Consider the following 15,711-nt stretch of genomic DNA (forward strand, 5'->3'; position numbering starts at 1 on the left):
CGCATGACATGGCGGCGGCGCCGGGCGCCGCCGCGGACTTCACGATATCGAGGATTCCTATGTATTGGAGAAAATCGCTGGCCGCCGCCGTACTGGCTCCCGTCCTGACCGCCTGCGGCGGTGGGGACGATCCGCCGCCCGCGCCCGTCGTCCGTCTGTGCCCGAAGACGATCGATTACAACACCGTGTTCACGGGCGGCTCGGGTTCGGGCGAACTGGTCCGCGTGCAGCTCGACACGACGAAGATGACGTTTCAGATCACGTATCTGGCGTCGCCGGTGCCGGCGGCGACGGGCACCGTGCAGCCGACGCGCGATACGCCGCCGAACAACGTCGTGACGGGCACGCTGACGGACGAAACGGGGCTGCCGACCGAAAAGCTGAATCAGTGCACGTTCCGGCTGAACAGCGCGAGCCTCGATCCGAACCGTCCGGCGCGGGTGTTTCTCGGCGAAGGCGTGCTGGGCGGCGCGATACCCGGCGCGACGATCCAGTTCGGCGGCGTGATCGGCGTCGGCCAGATTCCGAAGACGACGTTCCCGTACTACCCGTTCATCAGCTTCTCCGATCAGGAGACCGATCTTTCGAAGATCGCGGGCAACTACAACCAGCTCGGCTATCACCAGGTGCCGTCGCAAAACTTCGCGCCGGCGGCGGTCGACGCGAAGGTCACGATCAACGCGGACGGCACGTACGTCGAGACTGACAACTTCGGCAAGAAGAACGGCGGCCAGCCGCTCGCATCGAGCGCGACCGTCAATCAGAAACTGACGCTGCGCGCGGACGCGCCGGCGTTCCAGTCGCTCAACTATCAGCCGCAGATTGCGGCGACGCTGCCGTCGCTCGATCCGACGAAGGCGGGCAAGGGCATCCTGATCGTTGGCAAGCTGCGCAATCAGCTGGTGCCGATCTTCATCCGCACCGGCGCGGCGAATGCCGACCTGACGCAAGGCTCGCCCGTCGCGGACGACGAATCAGGGATCTCGATCCTCAGCCCGCAGGCGACGATCGCGTCGGGCTCGCAGAACGGCGAGTACACGGGGGTCGACAGCGTGCTCGACTACCGTGCGACGGCGCTCGTCGGCGCGCAGGCGACGCTGCTCGATCCGTTCCATGCGTCGCAGGTCGCGCTCACGCGCTCGCTCGATCTCGATTACACGCAGGCCGTGCCGGGCGTCGTCACGACGGTCCAGACGAATGCCGCGTCGGGGCCGCCTACCGGCAAGTTCATCTTCACGGGCGGCGTGTTCGGCTTTCTCGACATGAGCGACGTCAACAACCCGTATTTCACGGTGGGCGCGTTCGTGCAGTGAGCGCCGCGCGCAACAGGAGACACACGGCGACGCGCGGCTTGCAGCCCGCGTCGACCGACCGGAGTATCAGGAGACTTCATGAAGAAGCTGATTGCCGCGTGCGTCGTTGCCGGTGCATCGACGAGCGCTTTCGCGCAGGGGGCGGGCGATTTGGTCGCGACGCTCGGCTGGCTGCACGTGATGCCGCAGGATTCGACCAACGGCCTCACCACCAACGTCGTCAATTCGCCGATCAACGGGCCGCTGCGGCTGCCGGGATCGTTCACGTCACCGGGCACGAGCCTCACGGTCAACAACGCGGACACGGTAGGCCTCACGTTCACGTACTTCTTCACCGACCATATCGCGGTGACGTCCGTGCTCGGGATTCCGCCGGAGTTCGCACTGACGGGGCATGGCGTCATCCGGCCGCCCGGTCCGTCCGGATCGCTCGGCAGCGTCGATCTCGGCAATCCGGCGAATCAGCCCGCCGTGAAAAATGCGCGGCAATGGAGCCCGACGATCATCTTGAACTACTACTTCAATTCGCCGACCGCGAAGTTCCGGCCGTTCGTCGGCATCGGCGTGGCGTACAGCTGGTTCTCGAACATCGAGCTCAACGGCAATTTCGCGAAGGACATCAACGACAACCTCGGCAGCGTGCTCGCGGCGGGCGCCGGCAAGCCGGGGCCGACGTCGGTCGAGGGGAAGGCTTCGTCGTCGTTCACGCCGGTCTACAACCTCGGCGCGAGCTATGCGTTCGCGAAGAACTGGGCGCTGACGGCGACGCTGTCGTACATGCCGCTCAAGACGTACTCGTCGCTCGTCATCAAGGCGGCCGACGGCACGACGCTCGCGACGACACGCACGCGGCTGAAGGCCGATCCGCTCATCACGTTCGTCGGGATTTCCTACAAGTTCTGAGCCATGGGCGCGCGGCGCCGGCGCCCGGGCTTCCTGTGACCGAGCGGTCGCGATTCGTCGGCTGCGACGTCACGTCACTGGCGGCATGCCGCCATTCGTCAAGTGAGGCAGACCCATGCGTAACCGTAAATTTGTTCCGTTCGTTGTCGCGTTGGCATTCGCAGCGGCCGCAGCTACGCCAGCGCTCGCCGTCACCGTATCTCGCGTCGACGGGCAGCCGATGAATCCGAACGGCGAGCCGTTCTCGGCGACGTCGTCTCCCAACGAAACGCTGCTGACCAAGGGCTCGATTTCCGCGAACTGCGTCGCGACGTTCAACGGCACGATCACGCCCGCGGGCATCGTCAACATCACGTCGACGACGTTTACCGGCAGCAACAGCCTGTGCGGGCTCATCAAGGGCAGCGCGAGCGGCACGAGTCCGTGGACGGGCCAGGCCGACAGCGCGACGCAACTGACGATCAACAACGCGCAGGTCAACGTGACGCTGCTCGGCCAGTGCGGCCCGAGCAAGATCGTCACGACGTGGAGCGATGCGAATTCGTCGCTGACCTTCAGCAATGCGGTGCTGACGCCGGACTGCAAGGTAACGGGGACGGTCGTGACGTCGCCGAAGTTCCGCGTGCAGTAATTCGCGTTCGTCGGGGTTCCTGCGTGCGGCGGCTCGTCGATCATGAGCCGCTGCGCGTGCATTGCGCGAACGCGGCCGCCAGGAGCCGCCGCGTTCGCGAGACGAAGTGCGACCGAAAGGCCGCCTGACGCGAGGGCAGCCGCGCATGCCGTTATGCCGGGATGCGCGGCCCGGCGAGCATCGCGATCGCGCTGAAGGGGTAGGCGCGTGGGGCCGCGATGCGCGTCGCGCGATGCGTGCGCGGGTGGCGCGCAGGCGCGCGAAACGGGTGCGAAGGCGAAACAGCCGTCGCGCCGGCGTTTCGGAGCCCGATCGAAAGCGGGGCGGCCGTCGTCGAAAAGAATGGGGCGACGCGTTCGCGCATCGACGCGGCGCGCGGAGTCGAGCCTTCGACGCATGGGCGAAGGCGGCTCGTGCGCGACGTGCAGCGACAGTTGCCGTCGCCCGAGTGCGGACACGATCCGCATCGCTATTTCTCGGATGACCCATGCCTGACAATCATAATCATCGCGTCGACGCCCAAGGCCTGTCGCTCGGCAGCTTGCGCACGGCAGCATGGCTTCGGCATCTCCTCGATCATGCGGAGTGCTTCGCATCCTCGGCGGCGGCGAGCCGCGAGGCGCGCATCGCAACCGCCGCGCGCGACACGCTCGCGCGGGCGGGCGCGAACGCGCGGCACGGCCCGGCGGCCGCCGCCGATCTTCTGAACGAACTGCTCGCGGCGCTGCAAGGCGGCGTGTCTGCGGACACGGCGCTCGCCACGGCTTTCGGCACATTCGAGCGCATGCCGACGAAGCGGCTGCTTGCGGCCGTGGATCGCCATCTGCCCGGTTCGAAAGCCGTGTTCGACGGCGCGTATGGCATTGCCGACGCGTGCGGCTACGTCGGTCCCGAAATCGGCTGGGCCGCGCTCGACTCAATCGAGTTCGGCGTCGGGCGCGGGCTCGCCCCGGACAGCGAAGTCGCCGAAGACGCGATGCGCGGTCTGGTGCGCTTCGACGGACGGGCGGCGGGCCGCGTGATCGACCGTGCGATCGGACGCATGTGGGGCGCGGACGAAAAGAGCATCGACGCGATGGCTGCACTCGCGGCGTTTTCGGCAACGCTCGCGGCGAACGTGCCCATCACGCTCGCCGCGTACGGCGGCGAACACAATGGCGTTGCGGCCGCGATTCGCGGCGAGCGACAGGATCTCGCTTCGACCGAGGGGCTGCTCGCCGCGCTCGCCGTCTGCCGGCTCGATCGCCTGACGGGCGCCGGCAGCTTCTGGGCGTGCTACCTGCTCGCGGGCGTGATGATCGCGGCGCCCGACATCGTGACTGCGATGGCTCGCCGCTTTCATGGCGACGCGCTGAACGCGTGGCTCGCTGCGCTTCTCGCCTCGCCCGCGCACAGCGAGGTCGGCGGTGCGGGCGCGGCTGCGCTTGCGCGGTTGTCCGCAACGATGAGCTTCACGTCGCGGTACAACCCGATCGTTCACACGAAGCGCAGATCGATGCGCTGAGTGCCGAGCCGGCCGCGCGGGCGGCCCACGCGGTTCGCGCTCAGATCGACGGGCCGATCTTGTCGAAGTGTCTGCCGGCCGCTTGGCGGCGAAACGCGCCGGCGATGTCGTCGAGCGCGAACGTGCGATCGATCGCCGGCTTGATGCCGGTCGCATCGATCGTGCGCGCCACGTCGATCTGATCCTTCGTGCTTCTCGCGAGCCCTGTCGTCGGATCGCCGGGTGCGATGTTCGGCGCGCGATCTTGATGAAGATGTCCGTTTCGTGAACGGCATCGAATTCGTTCGATTTTTTTTGAGCGAAATCACGAACCTTGGGAGGAGTCAAGTCGACATTTTTTATTCAATTCAAAGTGCATTTCATGTGGAAGAAGAAAGAATGTCGAGCGAATGAAATCGATATTTCATTTCGACATGAAAGATGATGGCTGGCGGTCGCCGATTGAATGTGTGCGGGCGAGTGGGCGTGCAAACGTCGCCGCATGTGCGGCCGTGCCTGACCATGTCGTAGATCGTCTGGGCGACGGAGCCGTGAGGAAGAGGCAGGGATGTTCGAGTCTCCGGATCTTTCTGGCCGCGCGGGAAGGAGTTTTGCTTCGCTCCGAGTGCCCTGCCATCCCCAACGGATCTGCGCAATGAGAGGCCGATCCTCGATCCTGACGATGATCGCACGTCGTCGTCTCGAGGGAGTGGCGAAGGACATATTTTTCATGAAATATCAACGCAATTTTTTATTGAATTTTCATTGGATTTTTAAGGAATTTATGTATGAATTGAATAATTATATTTCTTGAGATTGAATGTAACGGAATGCAATGCATTGTTACGTTACGGCGTTCGTAACGACTGTATGGCGACACGTTAACTATGCTGCCCGTTCGACATATCGAGCAATTAAATTCGCCGACGATTTGCATTTTTGAAGAAAACAGTGCGCGATCGACTCGGCGCACATGCTGGCATGCTCCGTGCGATGACCTCCGCGCCGTAATGACGGCGGTACCTATCCACACGAGGTCACATATGAAACAAAACTTCAAGTTGACGAGCATTGCACTGTCCGCAGCAGTCGCGTTTGGGGTCGCGGCTGCGACGCCGGCCGTCGCAGGGGGGCTGAATACTCTTCCGGTCTCCGCATCGACCGGCGATCTCGGCAGCGCCGGCTCCGGCGGCGCGACATTGGCGCTCGCAGGCGACGCGCAGCATGGGGCGATCCATGCCGGCGCGCTCGGTTCGGCCGACGCGTCGATCAGCAGCGGCGCACTCGACAGCTTGGCGGGCGCGCTCGCGAACGCGGTGAGCCACAACCCCGTTCAGGGCGTCGTGAGCAACGCGGCCGGCACGCTGACGAATCTGGCGAACAACAATCCGCTGCCGGGCGCACTGAGCAACGCCGCGAGCACGCTGCAAAACGCGGTGGCGAACAACCCGCTGCCCGGTGTCGCGAACAACGCGGTGGGCACGCTGGCGAATCTGGCGAACAACAATCCGCTGCCGGGCGCACTGAGCAACGCCGCAAGCACGCTGCAAAACGCGGTGGCGAACAACCCGCTGTCCGGTGTCGCGAACAACGCGGTGGGCACGCTGACGAATCTGGCGAACAACAACCCGCTGCCGGGCGCACTGAGCAACGCCGCAAGCGCGCTGCAAAACGCAGTGGAGAACAACCCGCTGCCCAGCGTCGCGAACAACGCGGTGGGCACGCTGACGAATCTGGCGAACAACAATCCGCTGCCGGGCGCACTGAGCAACGCCGCAAGCGCGCTGCAAAACGCGGTGGCGAACAACCCGCTGTCCGGTGTCGCGAACAACGCGGTGGGCACGCTGACGAATCTGGCGAACAACAATCCGCTGCCGGGCGCGCTGAGCAACGCCGCGAGCACGCTGCAAAACGCGGTGGCGAACAACCCGCTGTCCGGTGTCGCGAACAACGCGGTGGGCACGCTGACGAATCTGGCGAACAACAATCCGCTGCCGGGTGCACTGAGCAACGCCGTGGGAACGTTGACCGGGCTTGCAAGCAATAATCCGCTCGCAGGCGCGATCGGTGGACTGAGCAACACGCTGCCCGGCGCCCTTGGCAACACGGCCGGCGCATTGGCGGGCGCGGCGAGCAACGGCGCGGGCGCATTGGCCGGGGCCGTCGGCAACGTGACGGGTGTGCTCGCAGGCGCGGGCAGCAACGTGGCCGGCGCGCTCGCCGGCGTGGCGGCCAACAACCCGCTGCCGGGCGTCGTGAACAACGTGGCAGGTACGCTCGCGAACGCGATCGGCAGCAATCCGATCACGCCGATCACGACCGTCGTGAGCGGCCTGATTAACGCGCTGCCCGTCGCCAATCCGACGGGCGTGTTGACGGGCGCTGTCAACAACGTCGCGGGCACGCTCGCGCGAGCGGCGAACGGCAACCCGGTTACGGGCGCGGTCGCTGGCCTCGTGAGCGCGCTGCCCGTCAGCAATCCGGCTGGCGCGCTGACGAGCGCAGCGAACAACGCGGCAAGCGCGATCGCGACGGTCGCGGGCGGCAGTCCGGCTGCTGTGATCGGCGGCGCTGTCGGCGGCGGCGCGAGTGCGTTGACGGGAGCCCTGACGGGGGCGGCCGGCACGGGCGTCGCGACGGGCTCGCAACTCGGAAGCGTCGGCTCCGCCCTGATGGGTTCGGGCGCGAACTCGGCAGGGAAGGTCCTGACGTCGGGCGGCAACGCGTTCGGCAGCACGGCCGCCTCGACCGGCTCGCTGCTGTCGACGGGCGCCGCCGCCGCGAGCACGGTCGTCAACTCGGTGAGTTCGTCAGTCGGTGCGGTGGTGGGGTCGTTGCCGAACCTGACGGTCTCGTCGTCGAAGTCGACGGCACCCGCGTCGAGCCCGCTCGCTCCGGTCGCGTCGTCGATCGCGACGCTCGCCGGCGCGCTGCCGAAGTAATGGCGCGCGGCGCGTCCGGGCGATGCTGCGGGACGCGCCTTCGCTCTCCTTCCTATATATAGGGGGCAGCGGCAGGCGGTAACCGGCCGGAAGGTGGTTGGCTAGAAGGCGAGGCAAGGCGGCATGGCGAAGAGGCCATGCCGCCTTGTCGTTTCGGAGCGAGATGCGTCGCGAAGTGCCACGGGGCGGGGCGCGGCGGCGGTTCGTCGCCGGCATTGGCCGTGCTGGCCGCCAGATCCGCGACCTGCCGTCACGGCGAATCGGCTTGGCCGTAAGGATTTCGTATGCGATGATTTTGTGCTCCGCATCGACCGAGTCGGCGCGGCAGATGCGCCGTCGATCCGCTCGGGAAATCCACGATGCGGCGCGCGACGCGTCCCGTCGCATCACGCGATGTTTTTGCAAGTATTTGTTTTTTTTGTAATTTGTGTGCGGCGCGATGTCGCCGTGCAGCCGTTTTCCCGGCCTTCCCACCCGCCGGATCGTCCCCGAATCGCGCGCGATTCCACTTCTTGAATTTGTCAAAACCCGTCCATATAATTAGCACTCGCTGCACGAGAGTGCTAACAATTCCTGCCGGCCGGCGAGCCGTCCGGTAGTTTCCCTCAGCGTTCTTCAGTCTCAATCAAGAGAGGAGTGAGTATGAACCTTCGTCCGTTGCACGATCGCGTGATCGTCAAGCGCCTGGATCAGGAAACCAAGACCGCCTCGGGCATCGTCATTCCCGACGCAGCCGCTGAGAAGCCGGATCAGGGTGAAGTTCTGGCCATCGGCCCGGGCAAGCGCGATGACAAGGGCGCACCGATCGCTCTCGACGTAAAGGTCGGCGATCGTGTTCTGTTCGGCAAGTATGCTGGCCAAACCGTCAAGGTCGACGGCCAGGAACTGCTGGTGATGCGCGAAGAAGACATCATGGCCGTGGTCAACGCTCAGTAAGCGTTCACCAACGGATCACAATCTCAGAGATTTCAAGGAGTTAGAAGATGGCAGCTAAAGACGTCGTATTCGGCGATTCCGCCCGCGCGAAGATGGTCGAAGGCGTGAACATTCTCGCCAACGCAGTGAAGGTCACGCTGGGCCCGAAGGGCCGCAACGTCGTGCTCGAGCGCAGCTTCGGCGGCCCGACGGTCACCAAGGACGGCGTGTCGGTCGCGAAGGAAATCGAGCTGAAGGACAAGCTCCAGAACATGGGCGCGCAAATGGTCAAGGAAGTCGCTTCCAAGACCAGCGACAACGCCGGCGACGGCACGACGACGGCAACCGTCCTCGCGCAATCGATCGTTCGCGAAGGCATGAAGTACGTCGCATCGGGCATGAACCCGATGGACCTGAAGCGCGGCATCGACAAGGCCGTCGCGGCAGCAGTCGAAGAGCTGAAGAAGATCAGCAAGCCGTGCACGACGAACAAGGAAATCGCACAGGTCGGCTCGATCTCGGCGAACAGCGATTCGTCGATCGGCGATCGCATCGCTGAAGCGATGGACAAGGTCGGCAAGGAAGGCGTGATCACCGTCGAAGACGGCAAGTCGCTGGCTGACGAACTGGACGTCGTCGAAGGCATGCAATTCGACCGCGGCTACCTGTCGCCGTACTTCATCAACAACCCGGACAAGCAAGTCGCCGTCCTCGACAACCCGTTCGTGCTGCTGCACGACAAGAAGGTGTCGAACATCCGCGATCTGCTGCCGGTGCTCGAGCAAGTCGCGAAGGCAGGCCGTCCGCTGCTGATCATCGCTGAAGACGTCGAAGGCGAAGCGCTCGCGACGCTGGTCGTCAACAACATCCGCGGCATCCTGAAGACCGTTGCGGTCAAGGCGCCGGGCTTCGGCGATCGTCGCAAGGCGATGCTGGAAGACATCGCGATCCTGACCGGCGGTCAGGTCGTCGCGGAAGAAACCGGCCTCACGCTCGAGAAGGCGACGCTGGCCGAACTGGGCCAGGCGAAGCGCATCGAAGTGGGCAAGGAAAACACGACGATCATCGACGGCGCAGGCGAAGCCGTGAACATCGAAGCGCGCGTGAAGCAAATCCGCACGCAGATCGAGGAAGCGACGTCGGACTACGACCGTGAAAAGCTGCAAGAGCGCGTGGCGAAGCTGGCCGGCGGCGTGGCGGTGATCAAGGTCGGCGCTGCGACCGAAGTCGAAATGAAGGAAAAGAAGGCACGTGTCGAAGACGCGCTGCACGCAACCCGCGCTGCCGTTGAAGAAGGCATCGTCCCGGGCGGCGGCGTCGCGCTGATCCGCGCACGCACCGCGATCGCGGCTCTGACCGGCATCAACGCCGACCAGAACGCCGGCATCAAGATCGTGCTGCGCGCGATGGAAGAGCCGCTGCGCCAGATCGTCACGAACGGCGGCGAAGAAGCGAGCGTCGTGGTCGCGGCGGTTGCTGCCGGCCAAGGCAACTATGGCTACAACGCAGCGACGGGCGAGTACGGCGACCTGGTGGAAGCCGGCGTCGTCGATCCGACCAAGGTTACGCGCACCGCGCTGCAGAACGCGGCATCGGTCGCCGGCCTGCTGCTGACGACGGACGCAGCCGTCGCGGAACTGCCGAAGGAAGACGCTCCGATGCCGGGCGGCATGCCGGGCGGCATGGGCGGCATGGGCATGGACATGTAATTGGCCTGAGGCCGATTACATCGAAGGACGCGCGGCGACGCGCGTTCTCCCAAACGAAAACACCCGCAGCGATGCGGGTGTTTTCGTTTGGGGCGACGGTATCGGGCGACGGTGGCGGAGTTTGAGGTCCGAAGTCCGAGGGCTGGCGCCAACGATCCGGGGTTCGAGCTCCGAAGCTGGGGGAGGCGAAGCCAGAAGCTAAAAGCCCCCGCCGCTCGCCGGCACCGTCCGGATCTCCCGGGCGCCGCCAATGCCGCGCCCGGGCATCGCCACTTCAGTTCGCGCGCTTGCCGACCCCGGTCGGCGCGGGCGATTCGTCCTCATTGCTGCGCGCCCAGAAGAAGCGATCCGGCAGGTACGCGCCCATCCCGGGCCGAAACGCGTCGCGCGCCGCCTGATAGAGATACTCCTGCGCCTCGCGCACCGCCTCCGGCGGCTCCTGGCCGTTCGCGAGCAGCGCCGCGATCGCCGCGCCGAGCGTGTCGGTGATGCCCATCAGCCGATGCGGCGTGCGCTCCCACAAATCCTGCCGGATCTGGCCTTCCTCGCTGTACAGCGAATTGACGAGCCGGTGGGAGCCGGTCTCGGTCGCCAGGATGTATTCGCAGCCCTGGCTGAGCAGATGCGACAGCGCGGCGTCGAGATTCGGCGCTTCGGCGTCGCCGTCCGGCTGCGCGAGCGCGATGAGCGTCGCTTGATCGGCGACGAGGAGCGTCGTTTGCGGCGCGAGCAGATCGGCGATCGATTCGCGCAGGTCGTCGGCGGCTAGCACATGCTCGTCGTCGAGCGTGAAGTCCGGTGCGAGGACGAGCGGCACGCCGTCGTAATCGGCGACCACTTCCGCGATCGCGCTCACGACTTCCGCCCGCGTCGCCGCGCCGATCTTGAACGCGGCAACGGGCATGTCTTCGAGCAGCATGCGAGCCTGGGCGGCGACGGTGTCGGGATCGAGTCCGGTGACTTCGTCGCAGGCGGCGGAGTCGCGCACGGTGTAGCCCGTCAGCACGGACACGCCGTGGCAGCCCATGCTCGCGAGGGTCATCAGGTCGGCTTGCAGGCCGGAGCCGCCCGTCGGATCGGACAGGCCGAAAGTGAGGACGATCGGAGGGGTGTTGCTGGACATGGAAATGGAAAGAGGAAACGATGAAGCCGGTTGGCGGATGCACCAGCCAGGTGCGCCCGCGCAGTCAATTATGCGGCGGATTCCGTTCGTTCGAAGCGTTTTTTTATCGCGTCGCAGCGAGCAAACGTGTCTAGAGGCCGATTGCTAGGCAGTCCGGCGCCGACACGGTACCATCATGGCTCTTCAAATCAACGGACTTTCCTTTACGCGGCTTAAGATGGAATATAAAAGCTGGATGTGCCTGATCTGCGGCTGGATTTACGACGAAGAAGCTGGGTTGCCGGAGGAGGGCATTGCCCCAGGCACACGCTGGGAAGACGTTCCCATCAACTGGACATGCCCCGAGTGCGGCGCGCGCAAGGAAGATTTCGAGATGGTCCAGATCTGACCGTCTCGCGCCGCCGGTTCGCGAGCGAGCGAGCCGGCGGCGTCGGCGCGGCGGCATCGACGGGTTGAGGCGCCGCTTGCGGCGCGGCTTCGTTTCAGGTGCTGACGCTCGTGGCCATCATTTCTGAAATCGCAACGGTTCCGATCCTCGACGCCTTGCCCAATCCGCGGGGCGGCGCCGTCCCCACGGCCGAGGCGGCGCTGCGCGCCGCGCAACAGGCGTTCGAGCGGCGAGCCGATCCGGCCGAGCCGCTTGCCGTCGCTTCCGCGGCGCTGCACGAGGCGGGCTGGCTCGCCGCGCAGCGCTTCACCGTCGCGCTTGCGCATGCCGCGCCGCTTGCGGCGACCGAAGTTCAGCCGATCGCGTTCGAGTCCGCGTTGCGGGATTTCCGCGCCGCGCTCGAGCGGCACAATCTGCGTGAGCTCGCGTGCTCGCCGCTGCTGTTCGAGCATTACGGCGCGCTGTGCGCGCAGGCCGCGAGCGACTTGCGCGCGGATACGCCGCGCGACGCGCTCGCGCTCGCCGGCCGGGCGGTGCCGCCCGCGACGCTGTATGCGCTGTCGCCGCATGCGCTTGCGCACCTGCGCGCGCGCTACGAGCAGGCGCTTCTCGGCGCGTTGCGCGCGTCCGAGGCGGCGACCGACACGGCGCTCGACGGGCTCGCCGAATGCACGGCCGAACTGGCTGGCCCGTTTCCGTACGACTTTTGGCGACTCGCCGGCGCGTGCGTGCGGGTGCTGCGCGTGCACGGCGGCGTCGAACTCAAGCGCTTTCTCGCGCGCTGCAATCTGCTGCTCGGCGAGCAGGCACGCGGCTTGCGGATCGCGCCGGCCGCACTTGTCCGGGAGGCGCTCGCGCTTTTCTGGCGCGACTATGCGCTTTACGGCGCGGCGGCCGAGGACGTGAGCGACGTCGAGCTGTTGCATGACTACGGGCTGACCGTCGCGTGGCACGTCGCGGCTACGCAGGCGTCCGAGGCGTTGTGGGAGGCGGGCGCCGCGCGCGCCGAGGCCGAAGCGGTGCGCGCCGCGCCGACGCGAGAGCTCGGTGTCGTCACCGTCAACGGCCATGCATATGAAGATTTTCTGCAGACGGCCGATGCGTCGATGGCCGAACTGGCGCTTGATCCGCGCGCGGCCGACGCGGGCGCCGCATGGCAGGCGGCGGAGGCTGCGTATCGTGTCGGCTCTGCCGCGTGTGCGCTCGGGCTCGGGCACACGGCGCTGCTCGCCGATGCGCTCGGGCTCGCGTGGCGCCGCCGCGCGCATGTCGGCGCGACGGACGAGGCCGGCGCGGCGGCGTGCCGGCAGGCCGCGGAAGCGCTGCGCGCCGCGTTGCACAGGATCGCGGCGGGCATCGCGCCGCCCGACTTGACGGACGCGTGCGCGGCGCTCGCGGGCGCATTGTCGGGCGCGGCCCGGAACGCATGACGGGACGGGCGGCGAGTGAACTGCTCGGCTGGCTTCTTGCTTTCGGCCGATGTGGCGCAATCACGCGCGGCGCGCATGCCGATTGGCCGCGAACGCGTGATAGAGTGAGTGATATGTCGTGTCGACCCGCGCGGCGTACGAGGCCGCGATACGCGGCGTCCGTCGCGCCGCGAGGTCTTTGCTAAAATTCAAACCATGTCAAAGAGTTCCGATCGCATCAACCTTACCAACCAGTTCCTGATCGCCATGCCGAACATGGCGGACCCGACGTTTTCAGGAACGGTGGTCTATCTTTGCGATCACAGCGAGCGCGGTGCGCTCGGCCTCGTCATCAATCGCCCGACCGACATCGATCTCGAGTCGCTGTTCAACCGCATCGACCTGAAGCTCGAGATCGAGCCCCTCCTGCATATCCCCGTCTACTTCGGCGGCCCGGTGCAGACCGAGCGCGGCTTCGTGCTGCACGAGCCGGTCGCGGGCAGCGCGTACAACTCGTCGATGACGGTCGAAGGCGGGCTCGAGATGACGACGTCGAAGGACGTGCTCGAGGCGGTCGCGACGGGCACGGGCCCGAAGCGTTTCCTGCTGACGCTCGGCCATGCCGGCTGGGGCGCGGGACAGCTCGAAGAAGAGATTTCGAAGAACGGCTGGCTCACGGTCGCGGCCGATCCGCGGATCGTGTTCGACACGCCCGCCGAGGAGCGCTTCGAAGCGGCGCTCGGGTTGCTCGGCGTGAGCCCGTCGATGCTTTCCGGCGAGGCAGGGCACGCATGAGCGCGGCGCTTGCGCGCGACGCGACGCTCCTGGCGTTCGACTACGGCGAAAAACGCATCGGTGTGGCGGTCGGCAATGCGCTGACGCGCACGGCCCGCGCGCTCGTCATCGTTCCCAATCTGAACCGCGAGCACCGCTTCAAGGCGGTCGGCGAGCTGATCGCGCAATGGAAGCCGGACGCGCTCGTCGTCGGTTTGCCGCTGCATCCGGACGGCGCGCCGCACGAGATGACGCAGCGGGCATTGCGCTTCGGCAATCAGTTGAACGGCCGCTTCAACCTGCCGGTGAGCTGGGTCGACGAGCGCTATTCGTCGGTCGAAGCGCGTGCGGGCCTGCGCGCGCGCGGCGCCGGCGCGGATCGCGTCGACGCCGAGGCCGCCCGTGTCATCCTCCAACAATACCTCGACGAACTGCCCGATCATCATGAGTTCAATTGACGCCGAGGCGCTTTACCGCGTCCTGCTCGACCAGATTCGCGGCGCCTATGGCGAAGCCGCGTTCGCCGAAGCGGGCGGGCCCGTGCTCGCCGGCATCTACAGCGGCGGCGCATGGCTCGCCGAGCGCCTCGCGCGCGATCTTGCCGCGCCGGGTTTCGGCGTCGTCAACGTCGCGCTGCATCGCGACGATTACGCGAAGAAGGGGCTGCACAGCCAGGCGAGCCCGACGTCGTTGCCGTTCGAGGTCGAAGGGCGGCGCATCGTCCTCGTCGACGACGTGCTGTACACCGGGCGCACGGTGCGCGCGGCGCTCAACGAGCTGTACGACTACGGGCGGCCCGCCGCCGTCGAGCTCGCGGTGCTCGCCGATCGCGGCGGGCGCGAGCTGCCGATTGCGGCGCGTTTCGCCGGGGGCACGCTCGCCGTGGACGCCGACGCGACGCTCGTGCTCGAGCGCACCGACGCGGGACAATTCACGCTTCGCACCGAGGCGCGCGCCGGCTGACGCGCGCCACACGCATTCCGGCCGCCCGCGCGCATCGCGCATCCGGGCGCCGTTTGGCAACACGTTGGAATCACGCACATCATGACGACCGACACCACCGGCCGCACCGGCAACCCCGCCGCGGCCGCGCCCGCCGAGCGCTTTCGCTACGGCTTCCTGAAGGGCAACCCGCAGCTCACGAAGAACGGCGAGCTCAAGCATCTGCTGACGATCGAGGGGCTGCCCCGCGCGATCGTCAACCAGATCCTCGACACCGCCGAGCAGTTCGTCAGCGTGACCGACCGCGAAGTGAAGAAGGTGCCGCTCCTGCGCGGCAAGTCGGTGTTCAACCTGTTCTTCGAGAATTCGACGCGCACGCGCACCACGTTCGAGATCGCCGCGAAGCGGCTGTCCGCCGACGTGATCAACCTGAACATCAACGCGTCGTCGACGAGCAAGGGCGAATCGCTGCTCGACACGATCAACAACCTGTCGGCGATGCACGCCGACCTGTTCGTCGTGCGCCACGCGTCGAGCGGCGCGCCGTACCTGATCGCCGAGCACTGCGCGCCGCACGTGCACGTGATCAACGCGGGCGACGGCCGCCATGCGCACCCGACGCAGGGCCTCCTCGACATGTACACGATCCGCCACTACAAGCGCGATTTCACGAAGCTGCGCGTCGCGATCGTCGGCGACATCCTGCATTCGCGCGTCGCGCGCTCGGACATCCATGCGCTCACGACGCTCGGCGTGCCGGAAGTGCGCGCGATCGGCCCGCGCACGCTGCTGCCGGGCGGGCTCGAGCAGATGGGCGTGCGCGTGTTCCACAACCTCGACGAAGGCCTGAAGGACGTCGACGTGATCATCATGCTGCGTTTGCAGAACGAGCGGATGAGCGGCGCGCTGCTGCCGTCCGCGCAGGAATATTTCAAGAGCTGGGGCCTGACGCCTGAGCGCCTCGCGCTCGCCGCGCCCGACGCGATCGTGATGCACCCGGGGCCGATGAACCGCGGCGTCGAGATCGACTCGCAGGTGGCCGACGGTCCGCAATCGGTGATCCTGAACCAGGTGACGTTCGGCATCGCGGTGCGGATGGCCGTGATGGGGATAGTCGCGGGCACGAACGACTGACGGAACGACTGACGCATCGCGCCGTCCAGGCGCCGCGGGCGCCCC

The 15,711-nt window shown here is 66.5% G+C and carries 14 protein-coding genes and 1 pseudogene; 13 read left to right on the top strand and 2 right to left on the bottom strand.

All coding sequences use genetic code 11. The features are described from left to right. Positions 1 to 59: 59 nt before the first annotated feature. The 4 genes from WT60_RS05240 to WT60_RS05260 all read left to right on the top strand — a co-directional run bounded on the left by WT60_RS05240 (position 60) and on the right by WT60_RS05260 (position 4,351). Positions 60 to 1,313 (top strand): DUF2957 domain-containing protein, encoded by a 1,254-nt coding sequence (locus WT60_RS05240; RefSeq protein ID WP_060355559.1) that lies wholly within the window; start codon positions 60 to 62, stop codon positions 1,311 to 1,313. Positions 1,314 to 1,391: 78 nt separating this feature from the next. Beyond that, positions 1,392 to 2,216, top strand: a complete 825-nt coding sequence (locus tag WT60_RS05245; RefSeq protein WP_059583566.1) for an OmpW family outer membrane protein — start codon at positions 1,392 to 1,394, stop codon at positions 2,214 to 2,216. 115 nt (positions 2,217 to 2,331) lie between these two features. Continuing rightward, entirely contained in the window at positions 2,332 to 2,847 is a 516-nt protein-coding gene (locus tag WT60_RS05250) for a hypothetical protein (RefSeq protein ID WP_038751877.1), read from the top strand. 487 nt (positions 2,848 to 3,334) lie between these two features. Continuing rightward, positions 3,335 to 4,351 carry a hypothetical protein gene (locus WT60_RS05260; RefSeq protein WP_060355532.1) on the top strand — a complete coding sequence of 339 codons (1,017 nt, stop codon included), beginning with the start codon at positions 3,335 to 3,337 and terminating at the stop codon, positions 4,349 to 4,351. A 40-nt stretch (positions 4,352 to 4,391) separates the two neighbouring features. Here the strand turns inward: WT60_RS05260 and WT60_RS35070 are convergent. Next, positions 4,392 to 4,544: pseudogene (locus WT60_RS35070) on the bottom strand (zinc-binding dehydrogenase); the annotation flags it as partial. A gap of 829 nt (positions 4,545 to 5,373) precedes the next feature. Between WT60_RS35070 and WT60_RS05275 the strand changes: the two are divergent. The 3 genes from WT60_RS05275 (at position 5,374) to groL (ending at position 9,896) form a co-directional block, all read left to right on the top strand. Beyond that, positions 5,374 to 7,272 carry a hypothetical protein gene (locus WT60_RS05275; protein ID WP_100185241.1) on the top strand — a complete coding sequence of 633 codons (1,899 nt, stop codon included), beginning with the start codon at positions 5,374 to 5,376 and terminating at the stop codon, positions 7,270 to 7,272. 642 nt (positions 7,273 to 7,914) lie between these two features. Continuing rightward, positions 7,915 to 8,208, top strand: a complete 294-nt coding sequence (groES, locus tag WT60_RS05280) for a co-chaperone GroES (protein ID WP_009889537.1) — start codon at positions 7,915 to 7,917, stop codon at positions 8,206 to 8,208. A gap of 47 nt (positions 8,209 to 8,255) precedes the next feature. Further along, positions 8,256 to 9,896, top strand: a complete 1,641-nt coding sequence (groL, locus tag WT60_RS05285; protein ID WP_038744520.1) for a chaperonin GroEL — start codon at positions 8,256 to 8,258, stop codon at positions 9,894 to 9,896. A 274-nt stretch (positions 9,897 to 10,170) separates the two neighbouring features. Here groL and WT60_RS05290 read toward each other — a convergent pair whose 3' ends face one another. Further along, the gene (locus WT60_RS05290) at positions 10,171 to 11,019 is read right to left on the bottom strand and encodes a hydroxymethylpyrimidine/phosphomethylpyrimidine kinase (RefSeq protein ID WP_038752949.1); all 849 of its coding nucleotides are present in this window, start codon (positions 11,017 to 11,019) and stop codon (positions 10,171 to 10,173) included. Between the two features lie 217 nt (positions 11,020 to 11,236). On the opposite strand from WT60_RS05290, the gene WT60_RS05295 reads away from it, so the two are divergent. The 6 genes from WT60_RS05295 (at position 11,237) to WT60_RS05320 (ending at position 15,666) form a co-directional block, all read left to right on the top strand. After that, a complete protein-coding gene (locus WT60_RS05295; protein ID WP_004186709.1) occupies positions 11,237 to 11,407 on the top strand; it encodes a rubredoxin in 171 nt (56 codons plus the stop codon). A gap of 119 nt (positions 11,408 to 11,526) precedes the next feature. Next, positions 11,527 to 12,837, top strand: a complete 1,311-nt coding sequence (locus tag WT60_RS05300) for a hypothetical protein (RefSeq protein ID WP_231752877.1) — start codon at positions 11,527 to 11,529, stop codon at positions 12,835 to 12,837. 195 nt (positions 12,838 to 13,032) lie between these two features. Beyond that, positions 13,033 to 13,611, top strand: a complete 579-nt coding sequence (locus tag WT60_RS05305) for a YqgE/AlgH family protein (protein WP_038752945.1) — start codon at positions 13,033 to 13,035, stop codon at positions 13,609 to 13,611. After that, on the top strand, positions 13,608 to 14,048 hold the full coding sequence (ruvX, locus tag WT60_RS05310; RefSeq protein ID WP_038752943.1) for a Holliday junction resolvase RuvX: 441 nt from the start codon (positions 13,608 to 13,610) through the stop codon (positions 14,046 to 14,048). The genes WT60_RS05305 and ruvX overlap by 4 nt, the downstream gene beginning before the upstream one ends. Further along, positions 14,035 to 14,553, top strand: coding sequence for a bifunctional pyr operon transcriptional regulator/uracil phosphoribosyltransferase PyrR (pyrR, locus tag WT60_RS05315; RefSeq protein ID WP_038752940.1), 519 nt, complete (start codon positions 14,035 to 14,037; stop codon positions 14,551 to 14,553). The genes ruvX and pyrR overlap by 14 nt, the downstream gene beginning before the upstream one ends. Before the next feature lie 81 nt (positions 14,554 to 14,634). Beyond that, positions 14,635 to 15,666, top strand: a complete 1,032-nt coding sequence (locus tag WT60_RS05320; protein WP_038752938.1) for an aspartate carbamoyltransferase catalytic subunit — start codon at positions 14,635 to 14,637, stop codon at positions 15,664 to 15,666. The last annotated feature ends 45 nt before the right edge of the window (positions 15,667 to 15,711 follow it).

The sequence above is a fragment of the Burkholderia sp. MSMB617WGS genome (assembly GCF_001532025.2).
Classification (GTDB): Bacteria; Pseudomonadota; Gammaproteobacteria; order Burkholderiales; family Burkholderiaceae; genus Burkholderia; species Burkholderia savannae.

Bases quoted from the DNA above. Each gene is read 5' to 3' on its own strand.
- ruvX (WP_038752943.1), top strand. From the start codon at position 13,608: ATGAGCGCGGCGCTTGCGCGCGACGCGACGCTCCTGGCGTTCGACTAC.
- WT60_RS05305 (WP_038752945.1), top strand. From the start codon at position 13,033: ATGTCAAAGAGTTCCGATCGCATCAACCTTACCAACCAGTTCCTGATC.
- groES (WP_009889537.1), top strand. From the start codon at position 7,915: ATGAACCTTCGTCCGTTGCACGATCGCGTGATCGTCAAGCGCCTGGAT.
- WT60_RS05240 (WP_060355559.1), top strand. From the start codon at position 60: ATGTATTGGAGAAAATCGCTGGCCGCCGCCGTACTGGCTCCCGTCCTG.
- WT60_RS05320 (WP_038752938.1), top strand. From the start codon at position 14,635: ATGACGACCGACACCACCGGCCGCACCGGCAACCCCGCCGCGGCCGCG.
- groL (WP_038744520.1), top strand. From the start codon at position 8,256: ATGGCAGCTAAAGACGTCGTATTCGGCGATTCCGCCCGCGCGAAGATG.
- WT60_RS05295 (WP_004186709.1), top strand. From the start codon at position 11,237: ATGGAATATAAAAGCTGGATGTGCCTGATCTGCGGCTGGATTTACGAC.
- WT60_RS05245 (WP_059583566.1), top strand. From the start codon at position 1,392: ATGAAGAAGCTGATTGCCGCGTGCGTCGTTGCCGGTGCATCGACGAGC.
- WT60_RS05275 (WP_100185241.1), top strand. From the start codon at position 5,374: ATGAAACAAAACTTCAAGTTGACGAGCATTGCACTGTCCGCAGCAGTC.
- pyrR (WP_038752940.1), top strand. From the start codon at position 14,035: ATGAGTTCAATTGACGCCGAGGCGCTTTACCGCGTCCTGCTCGACCAG.
- WT60_RS05250 (WP_038751877.1), top strand. From the start codon at position 2,332: ATGCGTAACCGTAAATTTGTTCCGTTCGTTGTCGCGTTGGCATTCGCA.
- WT60_RS05290 (WP_038752949.1), bottom strand. From the start codon at position 11,019: ATGTCCAGCAACACCCCTCCGATCGTCCTCACTTTCGGCCTGTCCGAT.
- WT60_RS05260 (WP_060355532.1), top strand. From the start codon at position 3,335: ATGCCTGACAATCATAATCATCGCGTCGACGCCCAAGGCCTGTCGCTC.